19 protein-coding genes and 1 tRNA gene are annotated in these 19,694 nt (G+C 69.5%); 6 read left to right on the top strand and 14 right to left on the bottom strand.

The annotated features are described in order from the left end of the window. Positions 1 to 52: 52 nt before the first annotated feature. Genes QBE02_RS14985 through QBE02_RS14965 form a run of 5 tightly spaced genes read right to left on the bottom strand, consistent with a single transcriptional unit; the run spans position 53 to position 2,855 of the window. Positions 53 to 382, bottom strand: coding sequence for an Rv3654c family TadE-like protein (locus QBE02_RS14985; RefSeq protein WP_279366439.1), 330 nt, complete (start codon positions 380 to 382; stop codon positions 53 to 55). After that, positions 382 to 660 (bottom strand): hypothetical protein, encoded by a 279-nt coding sequence (locus tag QBE02_RS14980; RefSeq protein WP_279366438.1) that lies wholly within the window; start codon positions 658 to 660, stop codon positions 382 to 384. Before QBE02_RS14980 ends, QBE02_RS14985 begins: the two co-directional genes overlap by 1 nt. A gap of 41 nt (positions 661 to 701) precedes the next feature. After that, positions 702 to 935, bottom strand: a complete 234-nt coding sequence (locus QBE02_RS14975) for a DUF4244 domain-containing protein (RefSeq protein WP_056229450.1) — start codon at positions 933 to 935, stop codon at positions 702 to 704. A gap of 34 nt (positions 936 to 969) precedes the next feature. Continuing rightward, positions 970 to 1,878 (bottom strand): type II secretion system F family protein, encoded by a 909-nt coding sequence (locus QBE02_RS14970; RefSeq protein ID WP_279366437.1) that lies wholly within the window; start codon positions 1,876 to 1,878, stop codon positions 970 to 972. Further along, a complete protein-coding gene (locus QBE02_RS14965; RefSeq protein WP_279366436.1) occupies positions 1,875 to 2,855 on the bottom strand; it encodes a TadA family conjugal transfer-associated ATPase in 981 nt (326 codons plus the stop codon). Before QBE02_RS14965 ends, QBE02_RS14970 begins: the two co-directional genes overlap by 4 nt. A gap of 442 nt (positions 2,856 to 3,297) precedes the next feature. On the opposite strand from QBE02_RS14965, the gene acs reads away from it, so the two are divergent. Further along, entirely contained in the window at positions 3,298 to 5,265 is a 1,968-nt protein-coding gene (gene acs, locus QBE02_RS14960) for an acetate--CoA ligase (protein ID WP_279366435.1), read from the top strand. Between the two features lie 55 nt (positions 5,266 to 5,320). Here acs and QBE02_RS14955 read toward each other — a convergent pair whose 3' ends face one another. From QBE02_RS14955 to QBE02_RS14945, 3 genes are all read right to left on the bottom strand, one after another. After that, on the bottom strand, positions 5,321 to 6,064 hold the full coding sequence (locus QBE02_RS14955) for a phosphatase PAP2 family protein (RefSeq protein WP_279366434.1): 744 nt from the start codon (positions 6,062 to 6,064) through the stop codon (positions 5,321 to 5,323). Positions 6,065 to 6,196: 132 nt separating this feature from the next. Further along, positions 6,197 to 6,664 (bottom strand): RidA family protein, encoded by a 468-nt coding sequence (locus QBE02_RS14950; RefSeq protein ID WP_279366433.1) that lies wholly within the window; start codon positions 6,662 to 6,664, stop codon positions 6,197 to 6,199. Then, the gene (locus QBE02_RS14945; protein WP_056229468.1) at positions 6,661 to 6,879 is read right to left on the bottom strand and encodes a hypothetical protein; all 219 of its coding nucleotides are present in this window, start codon (positions 6,877 to 6,879) and stop codon (positions 6,661 to 6,663) included. The genes QBE02_RS14950 and QBE02_RS14945 overlap by 4 nt, the downstream gene beginning before the upstream one ends. Before the next feature lie 118 nt (positions 6,880 to 6,997). Here QBE02_RS14945 and QBE02_RS14940 point away from each other — a divergent pair, with 118 nt between their 5' ends. From QBE02_RS14940 to QBE02_RS14920, 5 genes are all read left to right on the top strand, one after another. Beyond that, positions 6,998 to 9,694 carry a transglycosylase domain-containing protein gene (locus tag QBE02_RS14940; RefSeq protein ID WP_279366432.1) on the top strand — a complete coding sequence of 899 codons (2,697 nt, stop codon included), beginning with the start codon at positions 6,998 to 7,000 and terminating at the stop codon, positions 9,692 to 9,694. Continuing rightward, on the top strand, positions 9,694 to 10,617 hold the full coding sequence (locus QBE02_RS14935; RefSeq protein WP_279366431.1) for a metallophosphoesterase: 924 nt from the start codon (positions 9,694 to 9,696) through the stop codon (positions 10,615 to 10,617). Before QBE02_RS14940 ends, QBE02_RS14935 begins: the two co-directional genes overlap by 1 nt. A 161-nt stretch (positions 10,618 to 10,778) precedes the next feature. Further along, the gene (locus tag QBE02_RS14930) at positions 10,779 to 12,236 is read left to right on the top strand and encodes a hypothetical protein (RefSeq protein WP_279366430.1); all 1,458 of its coding nucleotides are present in this window, start codon (positions 10,779 to 10,781) and stop codon (positions 12,234 to 12,236) included. A gap of 132 nt (positions 12,237 to 12,368) precedes the next feature. Further along, positions 12,369 to 12,445 (top strand) — tRNA-Pro (locus QBE02_RS14925). 291 nt (positions 12,446 to 12,736) lie between these two features. Further along, complete coding sequence (locus QBE02_RS14920) at positions 12,737 to 13,516, top strand: HAD-IIB family hydrolase (protein ID WP_279366429.1); 780 nt, start codon at positions 12,737 to 12,739, stop codon at positions 13,514 to 13,516. A 19-nt stretch (positions 13,517 to 13,535) separates the two neighbouring features. On the opposite strand, the gene QBE02_RS14915 is transcribed toward QBE02_RS14920, so the two are convergent. The 6 genes from QBE02_RS14915 to QBE02_RS14890 form a co-directional block, all read right to left on the bottom strand. After that, complete coding sequence (locus QBE02_RS14915; protein ID WP_279366428.1) at positions 13,536 to 14,357, bottom strand: siderophore-interacting protein; 822 nt, start codon at positions 14,355 to 14,357, stop codon at positions 13,536 to 13,538. 10 nt (positions 14,358 to 14,367) lie between these two features. After that, positions 14,368 to 15,141, bottom strand: coding sequence for a FadR/GntR family transcriptional regulator (locus QBE02_RS14910; RefSeq protein WP_279366427.1), 774 nt, complete (start codon positions 15,139 to 15,141; stop codon positions 14,368 to 14,370). Between the two features lie 63 nt (positions 15,142 to 15,204). Then, complete coding sequence (gene galE, locus QBE02_RS14905; RefSeq protein ID WP_279366426.1) at positions 15,205 to 16,233, bottom strand: UDP-glucose 4-epimerase GalE; 1,029 nt, start codon at positions 16,231 to 16,233, stop codon at positions 15,205 to 15,207. A gap of 49 nt (positions 16,234 to 16,282) precedes the next feature. Next, entirely contained in the window at positions 16,283 to 16,888 is a 606-nt protein-coding gene (locus tag QBE02_RS14900; protein ID WP_279366425.1) for a thymidine kinase, read from the bottom strand. 7 nt (positions 16,889 to 16,895) lie between these two features. Then, positions 16,896 to 18,368 carry a malate:quinone oxidoreductase gene (locus tag QBE02_RS14895; RefSeq protein ID WP_074695713.1) on the bottom strand — a complete coding sequence of 491 codons (1,473 nt, stop codon included), beginning with the start codon at positions 18,366 to 18,368 and terminating at the stop codon, positions 16,896 to 16,898. A gap of 98 nt (positions 18,369 to 18,466) precedes the next feature. Continuing rightward, positions 18,467 to 19,537, bottom strand: a complete 1,071-nt coding sequence (locus QBE02_RS14890; protein ID WP_074695712.1) for an aspartate-semialdehyde dehydrogenase — start codon at positions 19,535 to 19,537, stop codon at positions 18,467 to 18,469. Positions 19,538 to 19,694 lie beyond the last annotated feature (157 nt).

The raw sequence follows: 19,694 nt of genomic DNA, 5'->3' as shown, positions 1-19,694 counted from the left end.
TTTCGTCGATGCACACCATACACACGCCTCCCTGTTCGGGTTCCGGGAGGTCTCACGGGCTCGACCGTTCGGGGGGTCCGGCCCGCGAGCGCGCATCGAATGAAATCCCACCGTACGCCCCACCGACGGTGATGGTGGCGACCAGGCCCTCGACATCGCACTCTCGCAGGGTCACCTCTCCCGCCGAAGCGACACGTGCAGCCTCGTCGCACGGCACCCCCGATACTGCCCCGCTGGCCGCATCCGCCGCAGCCAGGGCGGCGGCATCCGCGGTCCCCGCGAGTCGTTCGGCCGCGACCGCGGCACCGCCGACGACGGCCAGGGCGACCGCGAGACCGGCGACCACCGAGATCACTCCGAGGGTCGACACGCTCGCGGGCATCAGCGACCTCCGTCGAGGGCGCAGGCGCGCGTCGAGACCGGAGGGAGGGGCAGGCCCATCGGCACGCGAGCAGACGCTCGTACGCAGACCACTCCACCGCCGCGGTCCACCGACGCCGTCGCCCCCACCTCCGCCAGCCGCTGCAGGGCGGCGTCGTCGCCCCTGCCGAGCAGACGCGCGCCCTCGGTGGTGAGCTGTTGCACCCGTACCGTGGTCGCGAACGACGCGAGGACGCCGACCCCGAGGACCAGGACGACCAGAACGGCGGGCAGAGCCACCGCGAACTCCGCCGTGACCGCCCCGCGCTCCCCCAGCCTTCTCATTGAACAGTCAGCGCGCGACGCACGAGATCGGTGAGGATCCCCCGTACCTCGTCGCTGCGCATGATCATCACGAGCAGGCCCGCGAAGGCGACAGCCGCCATGGTCGCGATGGCGTACTCGGCGGTCGCCGCGCCCCGCTCGTCGAGGAACAGGGCGCCCGCGCGTGCGCTGGTCAAGGGCGGCAGATCGACGGGGCCGCGCTTCGAGACGGGTCGAGGGGATCGGATCATGGAACTACTCCTTCTTCTATGTGGACGATCGAGGTCACGGCAGTGCCGTGGAGCGGAGGACCGCGAGCGCGGCAGGGACGACGGCGATGAGCAGGAAGGCCGGCAGCGTGCAGAGCCCGAGCGGCACGAGCAGGCGGGTGGAGAGTCTCGCCGCAGCCACCCGACCGTCGGTTCGGGACCGGTACCGCGCAATCCACGCGTCCCCCCGCAGGAGTTCGGCCGCGGGCACTCCCGCTCGGGTCGCCAGGTCCAGCGTCTCGGCGACGGCGATGCGGTTCATCGTGCCGACGCCTAGACCTTCGATCAGTCCGCGAGCCCGGTCGATCGACACGCCAGCCGAAAGGGCGACCGCCCAGAGCTCGGCCTCGAGTCCCGGGATCACCGGTGGCGGCTGGGCCCGGCGCGACAGCCTGCGCATCCAGACGTACGCTGCGCCCATCAGGCCGAGCCCGAGGGCGAGACATCCTTGCCCGAGCGGATCCCGGAGCAGAACACCGACGGGGTCGAAGCCGAGAAGACCGCCCAGAGGGATGCCGACGAGGGGAAGCCACCCGAGTAGCCGGGCCGTGGCGACCGGCTCCGCGAGAGCGACGCGTATATCGGCCGAAACCTCCACCGCGTCACGGAGGGCGCCCACGACCGAGCGCAGGGCATCGGACAGCGGCGCTCCCGTGGCTACGGCCACGCTCCAGATCGCGGCGGTCCCGCTCCACGACTCACCCGCCGCCCGGAGGACGGCACCGACATCCGCCCCACGGGCAGCGGCGTCGGCTGCCGCGCTCAGCGTGGGGTCGCCGCCCTCTGCCAGGTATCTCCACGCGTACGCCGGGGCTGTTCCCCCGGACAGCAGGACGGCGAGGCGGAGAACCGTCTCGATCGGATCAGCGGTCCGAGGGTCGCGTCGCGCGCGAAGATGCGGCGTCCGCGAGCCGTGAGCACTCACGTCCACTTCTCCGGCTCGATTCGGAGGCGCCCCTCGTGCACGACGGGTCGTCCCCACCCGGTGACGCGACGTCGCCCGGCGATCCGTTCGACGTACACGACGGCGTCGATGGCACCGGCACTCTGCCGCGCGCAGGTCTCGGCATCCATTCCGGCGAGCGCTGCCAGGGCTTCCATTCGCGCCGAGACGTCGACGAGGCTACTCGCGTGGAGCGTCCCCGCTCCCCCGTCGTGCCCGGTGTTCAACGCCATCAGCAGGTCACGGATCTCCTCGCCGCGACACTCCCCCAGCACCAGCCGGTCGGGACGCATGCGCAGGGCCTCCCTGACCAGCCGCGAGAGGGAGATGCCGCCGGCGCCCTCGATGTTGGCCTGCCGCGCCTCGAGCGCGACGTGATGCGGGTGGTCGGGGTGCAACTCCACCACCTCCTCGATCGTGATGATGCGCTCGGTCGATGGCACCCGCGACAGCAGAGCAGCCAGGAGCGTGGTCTTGCCCGCGCCCGTCGCGCCGGCGATGAGGATGTTCTCGCGTCGATCGACGAGACGTTCGAGCCTGTCCCGCTGGCGCGCTGAGAACATCCCCGCGCGCTGGAGAGCCTGCAGGTCGGGCCGCGCGAACGCCGGCACGCGGACGGAGATACTCGTGCCGCTCGCGGCCACGGGGGCGAGCACGGCGTGTACTCGCACACCCCGATCGAGCCGGACGTCGACGCAGGGCGTGGCGTCGTCCAGGTGCCGCCCGCCGAGCGCGATGAGGCGGACCGCGAGGCGGCGGACCTCGGTCTCGGACGCCCGCCACGAAGGCACGTGCTCGATGCCGTCACCGCGATCGACGAAGAGCCCCCGATCGCCGTTGACGAAGAGATCGGTCACGCGAGGGTCGTCGAGGAACGGTCGCAGGAACGCCACCGCAGGGTCGGGGGCGTCGACCGTCGCGGGGTCGAGGCCGCTGCAGGGCGGGGCGAGGGAGGTCACGACGACGACCGTAGGGTCGTGCCGGATCGATCCGCGGGCCCGCAGAAGCGATCAGTGGATCCGCCGCGAAGATCCCGACCTGTGGAGGAGCGAGCGACGAGAACGTCGCTCGCATCGTCATCGGGGAGGAACTCCGCCGGAAAAAGAAGGGGGCGGCATCCCTACAGTGGGGGGCGAGGGATGCCGCCACGCGCCGGGGAAAAATTGGGGGGCTCCCCCCGACGCGAGTGCCGGAAGCGATGTTCGGGCGCTAGCTAGAGTACGCGTGCAGGTGAGTCCGGCCAACTCAACCCGACCTATTCATTGCGATATATCACCTGTTTCCCACCGTCGGAGATCCCATCTATCGGAGGTGGCCGGTGTCGGAGGGGGTCGCTAGCGTGACCGGGGTGAGGACGCCGCGCGCAGGTGCGCGGGTCCGTGAACGCGAAGGAGCGCCGCGATGAGCAGCCAGATCGACCACCTCCTCAACGAGACCCGCCGGTTCGCGCCGTCGGCCGAGTTCTCCGCCCAGGCCGTCGCCCAGCACGACCTCTACGAGCGCGCGGCGGCAGACCGTGAGGGTTTCTGGGCCGATCAGGCCCGCGAACTGCACTGGCACAAGCGCTTCACCCGGGTGCTCGACTGGTCCACTCCCCCGTTCGCCGAGTGGTTCGCCGACGGTGAGCTCAACGTCGCCTACAACTGCCTCGACCGGCACGTCGAGGCCGGCAACGGCGACCGAATCGCTCTGCGCTGGGAGGGCGAGCCGGGCGATCAGCGCAACGTCACCTACGCCGAACTCACCGACGAGGTGAAGCGCCTGGCGAACGTGCTCACCGAGCTCGGCATCGAGCGCGGCGACCGCGTCGCCCTGTACCTCCCGATGATCCCCGAGGCGATCGCCTCCATGCTGGCGGTCGCACGCATCGGCGCCGTGCATTCCGTCGTGTTCGGCGGGTTCTCGGCCGACAGCCTGCGCGCGCGCATCGACGACGCCGGCGCCAAACTGGTCATCACCGCCGATGGCGGCTGGCGGAAGGGCAAGGTATCGCCTTTGAAGCCGGCGGTCGATCAGGCGCTCGCCGACCGCAACGGCTCCGGCGAGCAGGAGACCGTCGAGCACGTGCTCGTCGTCAAGCGCGGCGGCAACGAGGTCGACTGGGCGGACGGCCGCGACCTCTGGTGGCACGACGTGGTTCCGAAGGCCTCCGCGGACCACGAGGCCGAGGCCTTCCCCGCCGAGACCCCTCTCTTCATCCTCTACACCTCGGGCACCACGGGGAAGCCGAAGGGCATCCTGCACACTTCGGGCGGGTACCTGACCCAGGCCGCGTTCACCAACCGCGTCGTCCACGACGTGCACCCTGAAACGGACGTGTACTGGTGCACCGCCGACATCGGTTGGATCACCGGACACACCTACGTCACCTACGGTCCCCTGGCGAACGGCGCCACACAGCTGCTCTACGAAGGCACCCCCGACACTCCCCACCCCGGCCGATGGTGGGAGCTCATCGAGAAGCACGGCGTGACCATCTTCTACACGGCGCCGACCGCGATCCGTTCGTTCATGAAGATCGGGCGCGACGTGCCGCAGAAGTTCGACCTGTCGTCGCTCCGCCTGCTCGGTTCGGTGGGCGAGCCCATCAACCCCGAAGCCTGGATCTGGTACCGCGAGATCATCGGCGCCGACAAGGCCCCCATCGTCGACACGTGGTGGCAGACCGAAACGGGGGCGATGATGATCTCGGCCCTGCCCGGCGTCACCGAGACGAAGCCCGGCTCCGCCCAGGTCCCCATCCCGGGCATCTCGATCGCCGTCGTCGACGAGCAGGGCGAACCGGTCGGCAACGGCAGCGGCGGACTCCTCGTGGTCACGGAACCCTGGCCGAGCATGCTGCGCGGCATCTGGGGCGACCCCGACCGCTACCGCGAGACCTACTGGGACAAGTTCGCCGACAAGGGCTACTACTTCGCCGGCGACGGCGCGCGCCTCGACGACGACGGAGACGTCTGGCTGCTCGGCCGCGTCGACGACGTCATGAACGTCTCGGGCCACCGCCTATCGACCGCCGAGATCGAGTCCGCCCTCGTCGGCCACGAGGGGGTCGCCGAGGCCGCCGTCGTCGGGGCGAGCGACGAGACCACCGGCCAGGCGGTCGTCGCTTTCGTCATCATCAAGAGCCGCTACCTGAAGGAGCACCCCGTCGAGGGTCTGGGCGACGAACTGCGCACCTGGGTCGGACAGCAGATCGGCCCGATCGCCCGTCCCCGCGATGTCTACATCGTCGGCGAGCTCCCCAAGACCCGCTCGGGCAAGATCATGCGCCGCCTCCTCCGCGACGTCGCCGAGGGCCGCGAGGTCGGAGACACCACCACCCTCGCCGACACCGCCGTCATGAGCGTCATCAGTGCCCAGGTGAAGTGAGGTCCGATCCCGGATGCCGGAACTCACGGCATCCGGGATCGACTCGCCAACGAAATCAGCGGCCGATCGAGGTCCCGCGACCCGAGCGGGCAGGGCCGAGCCGGCGCGAAACGAACGCGTCCACGCGGGGCACTACCGCAGCACCGACGGCCCGCACGGCGGGATACACCCCCGCCACCCAGACGATCGACGCCAGAGCGTCGCCGGCGTAGTGCACGCCGATGACGACGACCGACACCGACATCCCCACGACCAGGACGACGCCCACGACGATTCCGAGCGCCCGCCAACGCGTCGACCACAGTGCGCAGATCAGGACCGCCGCGAAGGATGCCGTGAACGCCACGTGACCGCTCGGGAACGAGGGGTCGGCCGTCGCGCCGATGGCCTGGGTCATGGCCTCGGACATGCCCGGGCGCGGTCGGGCGACGACGAGCTTCGCGGCCTCCGCGAGGCCCCAGGTCACGGCGACTCCGCCGAAGAAGGCGACCGCGACCTGCCACCGTCGCGTCAGCAGACCGACCGCGACCGTGGCGACCATCATGATGGCCGCGGCGGGCAGCGGCTTGAGCGAGCGGTAGAAGGCTTCGGCCACCTGCGTGAGGACTTTCGCGTGAAGGTGGTGCACCGCGTCGGAGAAGGCCACATCGAGCGGAACGAACCGCAGCAGGAATCCGACCGCGATCACGGCGACCACGGTGCAGACGGCCCACACGACGGCGCGCCGGATGGAGGGCGAGGGAGCGAGGAGGGCGTTCTCGGGGGAGGACGGGCCGCCCACGCCGGAAGAGGAGGTCACGGGGGAATCCTGCTCCCGTTCACTTCTGAATCAGCCGAGACCCCCGCGGCCGAGAACGACGGAAGGGACGCCCCGAGCGACCGGAGCGTCCCTTCCGTGTGGAGGCCGGGGTGCCGGCATCCGGGATCGCCGTCAGGCGACCGTGAAGATCACCTCGACCTCGACGGGGCTGTCGAGGGGAAGGACGGGCACACCGACCGCGGAGCGCGCGTGTGCGCCGGCCTCGCCGAACACCTCGCCGAGAAACTCGCTCGCGCCGTTGATGACGCCGGGCTGCCCGGTGAATTCGGGGACGGATGCCACGAAGCCGGTGAGCTTGAGCACGCCGGTGAGGTTGTCGACGCCGCCGACGAGAGCCGCAGCCGCGGCGATCGCGTTCAGGGCGCACTGGCGCGCGTAGCCCTTCGCGTCGGCGGGGGCGATGAGTCCGCCGGACTCGCCGACCTTTCCGGTCGCGGGCAGGGCCCCCTGGACCATGGGCAGCTGACCCGAGGTGTACACGAGGTCACCGTGACGCGTGGCGGGAATGTACGAGGCGACGGGCGGGACGACCGCCGGGACGTCGACGCCCAGGGCGGCGAGGCGCTCGGAGACGCTCACTGCTGCCCCTCGAACTGACGGGCGGCGGTCTCGGCGGCACCGAGGCCGGCGTTGGCGGCGCCTCCGCCGGTGGGGCGCTTGAAGTAGGCCACGAGTCCGCCTTCCGGACCGGTCACCACCTGAACGAGCTCCCAGCCCTGCTTACCCCAGTTGTTGAGGATCGCGGCGGTGTTGTGGATGAGCAGCGGAGTGGTGAGGTACTCCCACGTGGTCATGTCGGGCTCCCGGAGGTGGCTCGGAGCGCGCAACGTCGTGCGCGCGGTGGTGGACGCGTACGCGCGCGAGGGCCTGCCTTCGAGGCATCGCCCAGCAACGTCGCTTAGCATCAAGCCTATGCCCGAGAACAAACGAACGGCTAGCGGCGCCCTCGGCGGCATCGTCGGCCTCGTCGGCCTGAGCGCGGTCGCCGGACTCCTGGTCACCGCTGCCGTGACGCCGGCCATCGCCGTCTCCGGTGCCGCTGCCTCCAGCGCGATCACCGTCTTCGACAACATGCCCAGCTACCTGAAGCCCGACGAGCTCATGCAGCCGACCACGCTGATGGCCGGCGACCGGGTGCTGGCGAAGTTCTACGACCAGAACCGCTCCCCCGTCACCTTCGACCAGGTCAACCCGGTCATGTACGACGCGATCCTCTCGTCGGAAGACCCGCGCTACTACCAGCACGGCGGCGTCGACCTCATCGGAACGACCCGCGCCCTGCTCAGCAACGCCTCCGGCGGCGAGACCCAGGGCGGCTCGTCGATCAGCCAGCAGTACGTCAAGAACGTGCTCGTGCAGCGCTGCGAGCGCGACGCCAAGGCCGTCGAGGCGACCGACACCACGCCCGCGATGACGCGCGACGAGGCCCTGCAGAAGTGCGCCCTCGAAGCCGTGCAGTCCGACGGCGCCGCCGGCTACCAGCGCAAGCTGCAGGAGATGCGGTACGCGATCCAGCTCGAGAAGGAGTACACGAAGGACCAGATCCTTCTCGGCTACCTGAACATCGCCAACTTCGGCGGCACCACCTACGGCATCGACGCCGCGGCGCGCTATTACTTCAACACCCCGGCCGCCAACCTGAGCGTCGGCCAGGCGGCGGTTCTCGCGGGCATGGTGCAGAACCCCAACCGCTTCCGCATCGACCGCCCCGAGGGCTCGATCAGTGATGGCGAGACCGCTTACAACAAGGCTCCCGACGGCTCGATCGACGACGTCGACCAGAGCACGATCCAGGCGCTCTATACGCTGCGCGACAACGGCGAGATCACGCAGGAGCAGCTGGTCAACGCCGCCGACGGGTACAGCGAGACCAAGGGCCGTCAGCTCTACGTGCTCAGCCGTATGGAGGTGGACGGCAAGATCACGCACGAGCAGTACGTCGCCGCGGCGATCGAGCCGATCTCGCCGCAGATCACCCCGACCGATCAGGGCTGCTCTTCTTCGGCGGCGCCGTACTTCTGCCAGTACGTCGTGTCGACGATCCTCAACTCCCCCGCCTTCGGCACGGAGACCGACGACCGCGTCCGCGCGCTGCGCCAGGACGGTCTGACCATCCAGACCACGCTGGATTGGAACGTCCAGGATGCGGCCCAGAAGACGATGAGCGACAACGCACCGGCGTCGATGGACCAGCTGAAGTTCGGGGCGACCGCCGTCAGCCTCGAGGCGAAGACCGGACGCCTCCTCGCCATCGCGCAGAACACGAAGTTCACGCAGGACCCGAGCCTGGCTGAGTCGGACCCCTCGTACAACTCGATCGTCTTCGCGGGCGATTCGACGAACGGCGGCTCGATCGGCTTCAGCGCGGGATCGACCTTCAAACTGTTCACCCTCGTCGATTGGCTCGAGAAGGGCCATTCCTTGAACGAGACGCTCAACGGGCGTCTGCGCCCCGTGCCGAACATGACGAACTCGTGCGCCGGCAACTGGGTCAACCAGGGCAACTACACCATCAACAACTTCGGCAACAGCGGCGGGTACGTCGGCACACCGATGATGTTCACACGCGACTCGCTCAACACCGGTTACCTCGCCATGGCGGCCGAACTCGACCTGTGCGACATCGCCAAGGTCGTGAAGAAGATGGGCGTCACCACCGGTGACGGCAAAGAGATCACCATGGCGAACGCGAACGAGGTCATCGGTAGCGACAACATCTCGCCGATCGCGATGGCCGGCGCCTTCGCGACCGTGGCCAACGGTGGCAGCCGCTGCCCGGCCAAGGTCATCGACAAGGTGACCGCGGCGGACGGCTCGGATCGCCCCATTCCTGACCTGCAGTGCGAGACGGCTCTCACCCCGGAGATCGCTGCGACCGCCGCATACGCTCTGCAGGGCGTCATGACGGGCAACGGCACCGGTGCGGCTGCCAACCCCGGCGACGGCACCCCGGTGCTCGGCAAGACCGGTACCCACGAGGCGCACGAGACCTGGATGATCGAATCGTCCACGAACGCCACCACCGCGGTGTGGGTCGGCAACTGGGACGGTGGAACGACCACTCTGTTCGGCAAGTACGCGAACCGCATCCAACTGAGCGACCTGCGCTACCGACTTGCTCGCGACGTGCAGCGCGCAGCGGACGACATCTACGGCGGAGACCGGTTCCCCGACCCGGCGTCGAATTTGCTGCGCACGCAGCAGCGCGACCTTCCCAACGTCGTCGGGCAGAGCATTGACGCGGCGACCTCGACCCTCCAGAATGCGGGCTTCCGCGTGACTGTCGGCGACCCCGTCGACTCCCCGTCGGGTCCCGACACCGTCGCCGCCCAGAACCCCGGTGGGGGCTCTGCTCCCGCGGGCTCGCAGATCACCCTGAGCCCCGGCAACGGGCAGGGTGCGACGGTGCCGAACGTGGGCGGGCAGACCGTTCCCGCAGCCCAGGCGGCGTTGAACGCGGCCGGATTCACCAACGTGTCGATCGGCGCCTGCCAGGCCGATGGCACGGCCCCGAATGAGGGCCGTGTGACGGCGACGAGCCCCGCCGCCGACACCGCGACGAACAAGAGCACCGCGATCGCCCTATCCATCGTCGCGAAGAAGTGCTGATGACGCGTCCTCTCGTGACGGCCGCCCTCGCACCCCTCGGGGTCGCGGGGGCGGCCGCTGTCGGGGCCGCCGTGTGGGGCATGGGCATCGAGCGCTACCTCTTCACCGTGCGCTATCACGCCCTGCGCGTCCTGCCCAAGGGAGCTGAACCGATCCGGGTCCTGCACGTCTCCGACGCCCACATGGCCCCCTGGCAGCACCGCAAGCAGGAGTGGATGGCCCGTCTCGCCGAGCTGTCGCCCGACCTCGTCGTGAACACGGGCGACAACCTGGGCCACCGCGACGGCCTCACCGGGATCCGAACGGCGTTCGCGCCCTTGCGTGGCATCCCGGGCCTCGTCGTGCACGGGTCGAACGACTTCCAAGAGCCGGCTCCGCGCAATCCCCTCCGATACTTCCTCGGGCCCTCCGGGCACCAGCCGGCTCACAAGCACCTCGACGTCGCCGCCCTCGACCGGTTCTTCACGGACGATCTGGGATGGCACATCCTGGATGACACGGCCGTCTCGCTCGAGATCAACGGCCTCCGCGTGACGGCCTTCGGTGTGAATGACGCCCACCGCAGGTGGGACCACCCCGAGCTCATCCCTCCCGTTCTGGAGCGCTTAGATGCCGCTGACCTCACGCTCGGCGTCATGCATGCGCCCTACCGGCGGACGCTCGACACCTTCACCGATCTCGGCGCGGACGTGCTCCTGGCGGGGCATACCCACGGCGGGCAGGTGCGCGTGCCGTTCCGCCGCGAGGCGCTGGTGTCGAACTGCGACATCCCCCTCGACCAGGCGCGCGGTCTCAGCGAATGGACCCACGAGGCGCGTACCGTGCCGCTGAACGTCAGCGCGGGGCTGGGCCATTCGATCTATGCCCCCGTGCGATTCGCGTGCCGGCCCGAGGCGTCGCTGCTCACGCTGCTGCCTCGCTGACGGTTTCTCCACAGCGTCCGAGAGGGTCGATCCGTTCACGGATCGGCCCTCTCCGCCGTCGAGCCGAAGAGGCGTTCCCGCAAGATCGAGTTCCTCGACCGAAAGGGACTCGCATGCACCGACCACCATCGACACTTCGACGGCTCGCCAGCGCTCTTGCCTTGGCGGGTGTTCTCTTCGGTGTCGCCGTCGCCCCCGCGGCCCACGCCGCCGACCGCGGCACGGGCTTCGGCACGTGGGCGCCGCTCTCCCGAACCGGATGGCACGGCTCCATGCGCGTGGGAGACGTGCACACGTACTGCATCCACCCCGGCCTTCCCGTTGCCACCGGCACGACGACCGACCACGGTGACACAGGAGACGTGAACGGGCTCAGCCCGCAGCAGCTGGTCTCGATCAACTACCTCGTCTCCACCTACGGCCAGACCGATGATCCCATCCAAGCCGCGAGCATCGGATGGGCGGTCAAGGCCATCGCCGATCGCGAGACGACACTTCACTCCTGGGGCTACGGTGGCAACGATCTGGCCGAGGCGATCGACTACATCATGCGGAGGGCGAGCCCCGAGAACAGCGGCGCAGTCCAGGAGCGAACCCTGCAACTCCTCGCCGAAGCGGAGAACATCCCCGTCCCCCGTGTCGGAGGTGCGCTCACGCTGTCGGCCGACGAGGACGACCCCACGCGGGGAACGGTGACGGTCGACGTGGACGCGACCGCCGTCGGGACGTTGCGACTCGAGAATGCGGTCTTCGCCGACACCGGGAGCTCTGAGCGCGGCGGGGTCCAGGGACGAGTGACGTACCCGATCCTCGCCCCGCCGACGGCATCTGACGGCGGGCGCCCGTATGTCGCTCGCGCGGCGGGCACGTTCACGGTGCGTTCCGCGGCGATCCGGTACTACTCCACTCCGGGCCAGCAGGAGTCCGCCGGGCCGGCCGCGCCGACCACCTTCACCCTCACGGGTCAAGACGCCTCTCCGCGACCCGTGCGCTTCTCCCCGCTGATCGCGACCTCGGCGACGATCGACTCTCAGGCCCGGTACGTCGACGAGGTCACCGTCTCTGCCGGCGACGGCGTCTGGCCTCGCCACAGCGACGGAACCTTCGTCGTCGTCAGTGCGACGGCAGACGTCTACCGAACGAACGCGTTCCCCGCCGAGGCACCCGAGATCCCGGTCAATCTGGACCCGGTCGCGCACCTCGAGCTCCGCACCGATCCGAAGATCGGCGCCGGTGTGTACCGAGCGTCGACCACGACGCTTCCCGGCCCGGGCGTCTACACCGCCGTGTGGCGCATCGAGCGCACGTCACAAGACACGGACGCGGTCGCGCACTTCCCACCGCACTACTTCTGGATGGAGCACTTCGCCACGCCCGCCCAGACGGAGCAGTTGGCCTCTCCTCCTCCGCCCGTCCCCGCCTCGACGCCCACTCCGACGACCGTCGCCGTGATCCCACAAGAACCCCCGACATCCCCGTCGGTTCCCACCGCACTCGCTCAGACAGGGATCTCCGCGCCGCCGTTGCTGATGGCCGGCGGCCTCTCCGCTGTTGCCATCGCGACGGGGATCTGCGCGTGGCGGCGCACGCGTCGAGGGGCGGCGCCGGCGCTGGCCTGATCCACCTCGGGGGTGAGGGCGGCATCGGTCCCTCGCTGACCCTCCCCCCCTGCGGCATCCCACCGTTTCGAGCGAAAAAGGCTCCGTGGTTCGAAGCACGGCTTCGAGCAGGGTAGACTTTTCAAGTTGCAACGGGGTGTGGCGCAGCTTGGTAGCGCGCGTCGTTCGGGACGACGAGGCCGCAGGTTCAAATCCTGTCACCCCGACCACTGCATCATCAGAGAGGCCCTCCGCTCCTGCGGGGGGCCTCTCTGCATCGGCGGGAGGTGGACCGCGCACCCTCGACGCGGCGCGCCCCCGGCACGAGCTCGAACCCCTGTCTCGACCGGCGTCTCTCGTACCGTTGCGCGAGCCGCTCACGGCAATCCCCGTCCCGGGCCGCCGGAGACGACGCTGGGGCGGCCCCCGGTAGAATCGACCCGTACGCGGCATCCCACGACGCCGCCCCCCTCCCGCACGCGACACCTCCGTGCGACGACCTCTCACTGCTCAGGAGCACCGTGTCCGACGCCTCGCCCCGCCTCGTCGCCTTCGACCTCGACGACACCCTCGCCCCTTCGAAGTCGGCGATCGATCCGCGCATCGGCGACCTGCTGCTCGCTCTCGCCGACAAGGTCGAAGTGGCGATCATCTCGGGTGGACAGCTCCAGCAGTTCCGCAGCCAGGTGGTCGAGCGTCTGCCCCAGGCCTCCCCCGAGTTGCTCGCGCACTTCCACCTGATGCCCACCTGCGGCACCCAGTACTACCTCCTCACGCCCGCCGGCATCGAGACCGTGTACGCCCACTCGCTCACCGACGACGAGAAGCAGCGCGCCCTCACCGCCGTTCGCGAAGAGGCGGAGCGCCTCGGCCTCTGGGAGGCGGAGCCGTGGGGTGACATCCTCGAGGACCGTGGCTCGCAGATCACGTTCTCGGCCCTCGGGCAGTCGGCGCCCCTCGAGGCGAAGATGGCCTGGGACCCCACCGGCGAGAAGAAGAACAGCCTGCGCGAGGCCGTCGCCTCCCGTATACCCGACCTCGAGGTCCGCTCCGGCGGCTCCACCTCGGTCGACATCACCCACCGCGGCATCGACAAGGCCTACGGCATGAACAAGCTCGTCGAGGCGACCGGAATCCCCCTCGACGACATGCTCTTCGTCGGCGACCGCCTCGACCCCGACGGCAACGACTACCCCGTCCTCGCGATGGGCGTCGAGTGCCAGGCCGTGCACGGGTGGGAAGACACCGCCGCGTTCCTCGAGAAGCTCATCCCGACGCTGCCCGCTCGAACCGCGGAGTGAACCTGCGGAGCGCGAGACGTCAGACGATCTGACCGATCGGCTCGCGCTTCTCCGCCTGGAACCGGTCCTCGGTGCGCCCGTACGCCCAATATCCCGACAGCGACACCTGCTCGCGCCCGAGTCCCCACTGCGCGAAGACGAGATCGCGCATCCGCTTCATCGCCTCGCGCTCCCCGTGAGCGAACACGTGTCCTCGTCCGAGAAGCGGATGCCATGACGCCACGGCATCCGACAGCGCGTTCGTCGCGCCCGCCGTCGCCCCGCCACGGTGGACCCACGTGATCGCGACCCCGGCGGGAGCCGTCAGCGCGAGCTGCTCGTCCGCGGCCTGCACCTCGAGGAAGGCGGCGCCCACGGCATCCGGCGACAGCGTCTCGAGAGCCGCGGCGATCGCGGGGATCGCCGACTCGTCGCCGATGAACAGGTGCCAATCCGCCGACGAGTCGGGCGCGTAGCCTCCGCCCGGCGACGAGACCACGAGACGGTCCCCCGGCTGCGCGCGCGCAGCCCACGGTCCCGCAAGCCCCTCGTCGCCGTGCACGACGAAGTCGATGATGAGCTCGTTCCCCTCGACCGCGCGCACGGTGTACGTGCGGGTCACGGGCAGATCCTCGGGCGCCAGGGTCTCGCGCAGTGCCGCGAGGTCGTACGGCGGCTCGAGGCCGAGCTCGGGCTTGGCGAAGGTGATCTTGACGTACTTGTCGGTGTGCGGGCTCTCGCGGAACGCCGACAGGTCGCGCCCCCGTGCGCGCACCCGAACGAGGTGCGGGGTGAGTCGCTCGGTCCCCACGACGTGGAGGACGTGCTGGGGGCGCGGCGGGCGCGCGGGTCGATCGCTCATGAGGTTCCTCTCACGCGGACGGGACGGACCGCAGCGCGGCGCGAGCAGCGTCGGCGACAGCCGGTTCCGCCGCGTCGGCCGGACTCAGCGCCCGCGCCACTTCGGTGTAGTAGTCGGTGATGTGCGCCCGGACGGCCTCGCGAGCCGCCGCAACGTCGCCCGCCGACATCGCCGCGACGATGTGCCGGTGCTCCGATCGCAGCCGATCCGCCACGACCGGCCACGCGTCGAGGCGGGCCGCCCCCGCGCGCGTGTACGCCTCGATCGAACTGCGCAGCCCCGCCATCATCGCCGAGATCACCGCATTGCCCGACGCTTCGGAGAGAGCCTGGTGGAAGCGCGCGTCGAGGGCGAGGAACTCGTCGGGCGCGAGGTCGTCGGCATCCATCGCATCCAGGATGCCGACCACCTCGGCGAGGTCGACGTCATCCTGGGCCAACCGCTCGGCGACATCGCACTCGAGCACGATGCGCGTACGCACGACGTCGGTCAGGGGGAAGCCGTTCGCCGCCACCTGGAGGCGGAGAAAGGCGGCGAGGCCGCCCCGCGGAGTCGTGACGATCATCGCGCCGGCGGTGGGGCCGGAGCCGGTCGCCGTGCGGACGACCCCGAGCACCTCGAGCACCCGCACCGCTTCGCGGACGCTCGAGCGGCCCACTCCGAGCTGCGTGGCGAGTTCGCGTTCCGGGGTCAACCGGTCGCCGGGGGCCAGTCGCCCGTCGCGCAGGTCGCTCTCGATGCGCTCGAGGACCACCTGCCAGGCGCGGGGGACGGAGTTCGGCATGGCATCCCCCGTCCTCGTGGGCGCTGCGATGTGGCCCGACCACACCACCCTATGCGCGGATCGTCAGGCGTCGGCGGTCGTGCGGTATCCCGCCGGGTTCGTCGTCTGCCAGTTCCAGTAATCGCGGCACGCGTCGTCGATGCCGAGCCGCGTGCGCCACCCCAGGACCTCGGCGGCCTTCGAGGGATCGCAGTACGTGGCGGCGACGTCGCCGGGGCGACGGTCGAGGATCTTCTTGGGCAGTTCGCGCCCGACGGCCTTCTCGAACGACGCGACCAGTTCGAGCACGCTCACGGGGCGACCGGTGCCGAGGTTGAACACCTGGTGCCCGGGCTGCGCCTGCTCGAGGGCGGCGACGTGCCCCTCGGCGAGGTCGACCACGTGGATGTAGTCGCGCAGGCCGGTCCCGTCGGGGGTGTCGTAGTCCGCCCCGAAGACCCCGATCTCGTCCAGCGTGCCGATCGCGACGCGCGAGACGAAGGGCATGAGGTTGTTCGGGATGCCGGCGGGGTCTTCGCCGATCAGACCCGAGGGGTGCGCGCCGACGGGGTTGAAGTAGCGCAGCACGGTGACGTTCAGCTCGGGGTTCACGCGGGCGACGTCGGCGAGCACGACCTCGTTCATGCGCTTCGACTTGCTGTAGGCGTTGGAGAGGTCGATGCTCGTCGTCGACTCCTCGGTGAAGGGGAGGTCGGCCGGGTCGGAGTACACCGTGCCGGTGCTCGAGAAGACGAAGCTCCGGATGCCGCGGGCGATGCCCACCCGCAGCAGCGCGAAGGTCGTGTCGAGGTTGTTGGAGTAGTACTCCAGCGGCTTCTGCGTCGATTCGCCGACGGCCTTGAACGCCGCCAGGTGGATGATCGCGTCGATCGGACCGTGCTCGTCGAAGGCGGAGGCCACGACGGCCTCATCGGCCGCATCGCCCACGATGAGGGGCGCGGACGCGCCGGTGATCTTCTCGACCCGCTCGGCGGCGACGGCGTGCGTTCCCGACAGGTCGTCGAGGAGGACGACATCGTGCCCGGCTTCGAGAAGAGCCACGGCCGTGTGAGTTCCGATGTAACCGGCTCCGCCGGCCAGGAGTACGCGCATGGTTCCAGGCTATCGCTCGCAAGCGACGGCGCTGATCGCTCGGAGGGCCTCAGCGCCCGTCGAGCCGGCCGCCGGATTCGCGCAGATAGCACGCGGCGCACATCGACTCGTAGGTGACTTCGCCCTCGATCTGCCCCTCGTCGATCGCGACCTGGTCACCATCGAAGACGAACCGACCGCCGACCAGGCGCGCGTTGAAGATCGCCTTGCGTCCGCAGCGGCAGATCGTCTTGAGCTCTTCGAGGCTGTGGGCCACCTCCATCAGGCGCGCCGATCCCGGAAAAGCCTCGGTGCGGAAGTCGGTGCGGATCCCGTAGGCGAGAACGGGAATGCCGTCGCGCACCGCGATCCGCAACAGGTCGTCGACCTGGGTCGGGGTGAAGAACTGCGCCTCGTCGACGAGCAGGCAGGCCACCGGCGCGTGCCCCGCCGCGCTGTGGAACACCTCGCGCAGATCATCGCCGGGGGCGACGAGGAAGTCGACCGGACGCTTCACGCCCAGCCGACTGTCGATCTGGTCGGCGCCCTTGGTGTCGATCTCGGGCTTGGCCAGCAGAACCCGCTGTCCGCGCTCCTCGTAGTTGTACGCCGCCTGCAGCAGGGCCGTGGACTTGCCCGAGTTCATCGCTCCATAGCGGAAGTACAGCTTCGCCACGCGGACCTCAGGGGTTGATCGCGAGCGCGTGGGCCGTGGCATCCAGCTCTCTGCGGGCCGCGTCGGGATTCGTGTTCAGCGTCTCGCCGTAGCTGGGGATGAGGTCGCGCAGGCGCGGCTCCCAGGCGGGCATGCGCTCGGGGAAGCAGGTCTTGATCAAGCCGAGCATGATCGAGACGGCGGTCGAAGCTCCCGGCGAGGCGCCGAGGAGACCGGCGATGGTGTGGTCGGCCGAGGTGACCACCTCGGTGCCGAACTGCAGCACGCCGCCCTTGTCCTTATCGCGCTTCATGACCTGCGCGCGCTGACCGGCGTCGAGCAGTTCCCAGTCCGCGTCCTTGGCGGTCGGCATGAAGTCGCGCAGGCTGTCGACCTTCTTGGAGTGGGTCTTCAACAGCTCGCTGACGAGGTACTTGATCAGGCTCGGGTTGTCGACGGCGACCTTCAGCATCGGGCCGATGTTGTGCGGGCGCACCTGGGTGACGATGTCGAGCATCGAGCCGTTCTTGAGGAACTTAGGGCTGAACGTCGCGAACGGGCCGAACAGCAGCGACGACTCCCCGTCGATCACGCGCGTGTCGAGGTGCGGCACCGACATGGGGGGCGCCCCCACCGAGGCCTGCGAGTACACCTTCGCGCGGTGCTTCGAGACGATGTCGGGGTTCGAGGTCTTGAGCCACTGCCCGCCGATCGGGAAGACGCCGTACCCCTTGATCTCAGGGATGCCGGAGCGCTGAAGGAGCTTGAGAGCCCAGCCGCCCGCACCGACGAAGACGAACTTCGCGTTGATCGAGCCGGGCGTTCCCCCGATCACGTGGCGGTACGAGACCTCCCACGTGCCGTCCTTCTTCTTCTTGAGCTTCTTGACGTCGTGGTTCGTGGCGACCTCGACGCCCTTCTCGCGGAGGTTCGCGAACAGCTGACGGGTGAGCGAGCCGAAGTCGACATCGGTGCCGGCGGGCACGCGGGTGGCCGCGAAGGGCTCGCCCTTACGGCGCTTCTGCATGAGCAGCGGGGCCCACTGGTTGATGACGCGCGAATCCTCGCTGTACTCGATGCCGGCGAACAGCGGCTGCTGCTTGAGCACCTCGTAACGCTTGCGAAGGAAGGCGACGTCTTTCTCGCCGCGGACGAAGGTCATGTGCGGCGTGGCGTTGATGAACGTCGAGGGCTCGTCGAGCACGCCCTCGGCCACGAGCGAGGCCCACAGCTGACGGCTCTGCTGGAACTGCTCGTTGATCGTGACCGCCTTGGCGGGATCGATCGAGCCGTCCTTGCCCTCGGGCGTGTAGTTCAGCTCGCACAAGGCCGCGTGCCCCGTGCCCGCGTTGTTCCACGCGTTCGAGCTCTCTTGCGCGACGTCGCTCAGACGCTCGAGCACGGCGATCTTGAGATCGGGCTGGAGGTCTTTCAGCAGAGTTCCGAGAGTGGCGGACATGATGCCGCCACCGATGAGGAGAACGTCGACGTTTTCAGTCACCCGTCGATTCTAGGTGCGAGCCGAGAGGTGTCTCGACATCGAGAGAACCGTCGGTTCGATGTCGAGACACCTCGCACGCGGCATCCGGATGCCGTGTCTCAGGCGTTGGCGAGCCGCTTCTGCGCGACGATCTCGGCGATCTGCACGGCGTTGAGCGCGGCACCCTTGCGGAGATTGTCGTTGCTGATGAAGAGCGCGAGGCCCTTACCCTCGGGAGCAGACTGGTCGGCGCGGATGCGGCCGACGTAGCTGGGGTCGGTGCCCGCGGCCTGCAGAGGCGTCGGCACCTCTTCCAAGCGCACGCCGGGGGCGTCGGCGAGGAGCTCGCGCGCACGCTCGGGCGAGAGGTCGCGGGCGAACTCGGCGTTGATGCTCAGCGAGTGGCCCGTGAAGACGGGGACGCGCACGCACGTGCCGGCGACGCGAAGCTCGGGCAGCTCGAGGATCTTGCGGCTCTCGTTGCGCAGCTTCTTCTCTTCGTCGGTCTCGTTGAGGCCGTCGTCGACGAGATTGCCGGCGAACGGGATGACGTCGAAGGCGATGGGGGCCACGTACTTCTCGGGGGTCGGGAAGTCGAGGGCCGAACCATCGCGGACCAGACGCTCGACCTCTCCCTGGGCGAGGACGCCCTCGACCTGACCGAGCAGCTCCTGGGCGCCGGCGAGACCGGAGCCCGAGACGGCCTGGTACGTGCTGACGATCAGGCGCTCGAGGCCCGCCTCGGTGTCGAGGACTTTCAGCACCGGCATGGCGGCCATGGTCGTGCAGTTGGGGTTGGCGACGATGCCCTTGACGGCCTCGTCGATCGCGTGCGGGTTGACCTCGCTGACGACCAGGGGCACCTCGGGGTCCATGCGCCAGGCGCTGGAGTTGTCGATGACGAGCGCGCCCGCCTCGGCGAAGCGGGGGGCGTGGGCGCGCGAACCGGTGGCGCCGGCGGAGAAGAGCGCGACCTCGACCCCTGCCGGGTCGGCCGTGGCGACGTCTTCGACGACGACGGAGTGGCCACCGAAATCGATCGAGGTGCCGGCGGAGCGAGCGGTGGCGAACAGACGCAGCTCGCGAATGGGGAACGAACGCTCGGCGAGGATCTCGAGCATGACGGTGCCGACCTGGCCGGTGGCGCCGACGACTGCGAGGGAGATTCCGGAATCGGAGATGCGGGTCATGCGAGATACCTCTGGGATTCGGGTGATGGATGCCGCGACGGCGGTGTTCGGGTCAGGGTAGCGCGAGCGGTGGGATGGGTTCGTCGAGAGCGGTCCGAACTCCCGAGAATCCGTCGCGAATCCGCCGCACGATGGCGGAATCGCGTGGGTGTGGCGC

The organism is Microbacterium testaceum, assembly GCF_029761935.1.
GTDB classification, from domain to species: Bacteria; Actinomycetota; Actinomycetes; order Actinomycetales; family Microbacteriaceae; genus Microbacterium; species Microbacterium testaceum_A.
The sequence above is the reverse complement of the archived record's forward strand: the minus strand, read 5'-3'. Positions and strand labels throughout refer to the sequence as shown.

Coding starts and splice junctions, on each gene's coding strand:
- QBE02_RS14945 (WP_056229468.1), bottom strand. CDS start 6,879: ATGACCACGTGGGAGTACCTCACCACTCCGCTGCTCATCCACAACACC.
- QBE02_RS14915 (WP_279366428.1), bottom strand. CDS start 14,357: ATGAGCGATCGACCCGCGCGCCCGCCGCGCCCCCAGCACGTCCTCCAC.
- QBE02_RS14940 (WP_279366432.1), top strand. CDS start 6,998: ATGCCCGAGAACAAACGAACGGCTAGCGGCGCCCTCGGCGGCATCGTC.
- acs (WP_279366435.1), top strand. CDS start 3,298: ATGAGCAGCCAGATCGACCACCTCCTCAACGAGACCCGCCGGTTCGCG.
- QBE02_RS14890 (WP_074695712.1), bottom strand. CDS start 19,537: ATGACCCGCATCTCCGATTCCGGAATCTCCCTCGCAGTCGTCGGCGCC.
- QBE02_RS14985 (WP_279366439.1), bottom strand. CDS start 382: ATGCCCGCGAGCGTGTCGACCCTCGGAGTGATCTCGGTGGTCGCCGGT.
- QBE02_RS14935 (WP_279366431.1), top strand. CDS start 9,694: ATGACGCGTCCTCTCGTGACGGCCGCCCTCGCACCCCTCGGGGTCGCG.
- galE (WP_279366426.1), bottom strand. CDS start 16,233: ATGCGCGTACTCCTGGCCGGCGGAGCCGGTTACATCGGAACTCACACG.
- QBE02_RS14975 (WP_056229450.1), bottom strand. CDS start 935: ATGATCCGATCCCCTCGACCCGTCTCGAAGCGCGGCCCCGTCGATCTG.
- QBE02_RS14910 (WP_279366427.1), bottom strand. CDS start 15,141: ATGCCGAACTCCGTCCCCCGCGCCTGGCAGGTGGTCCTCGAGCGCATC.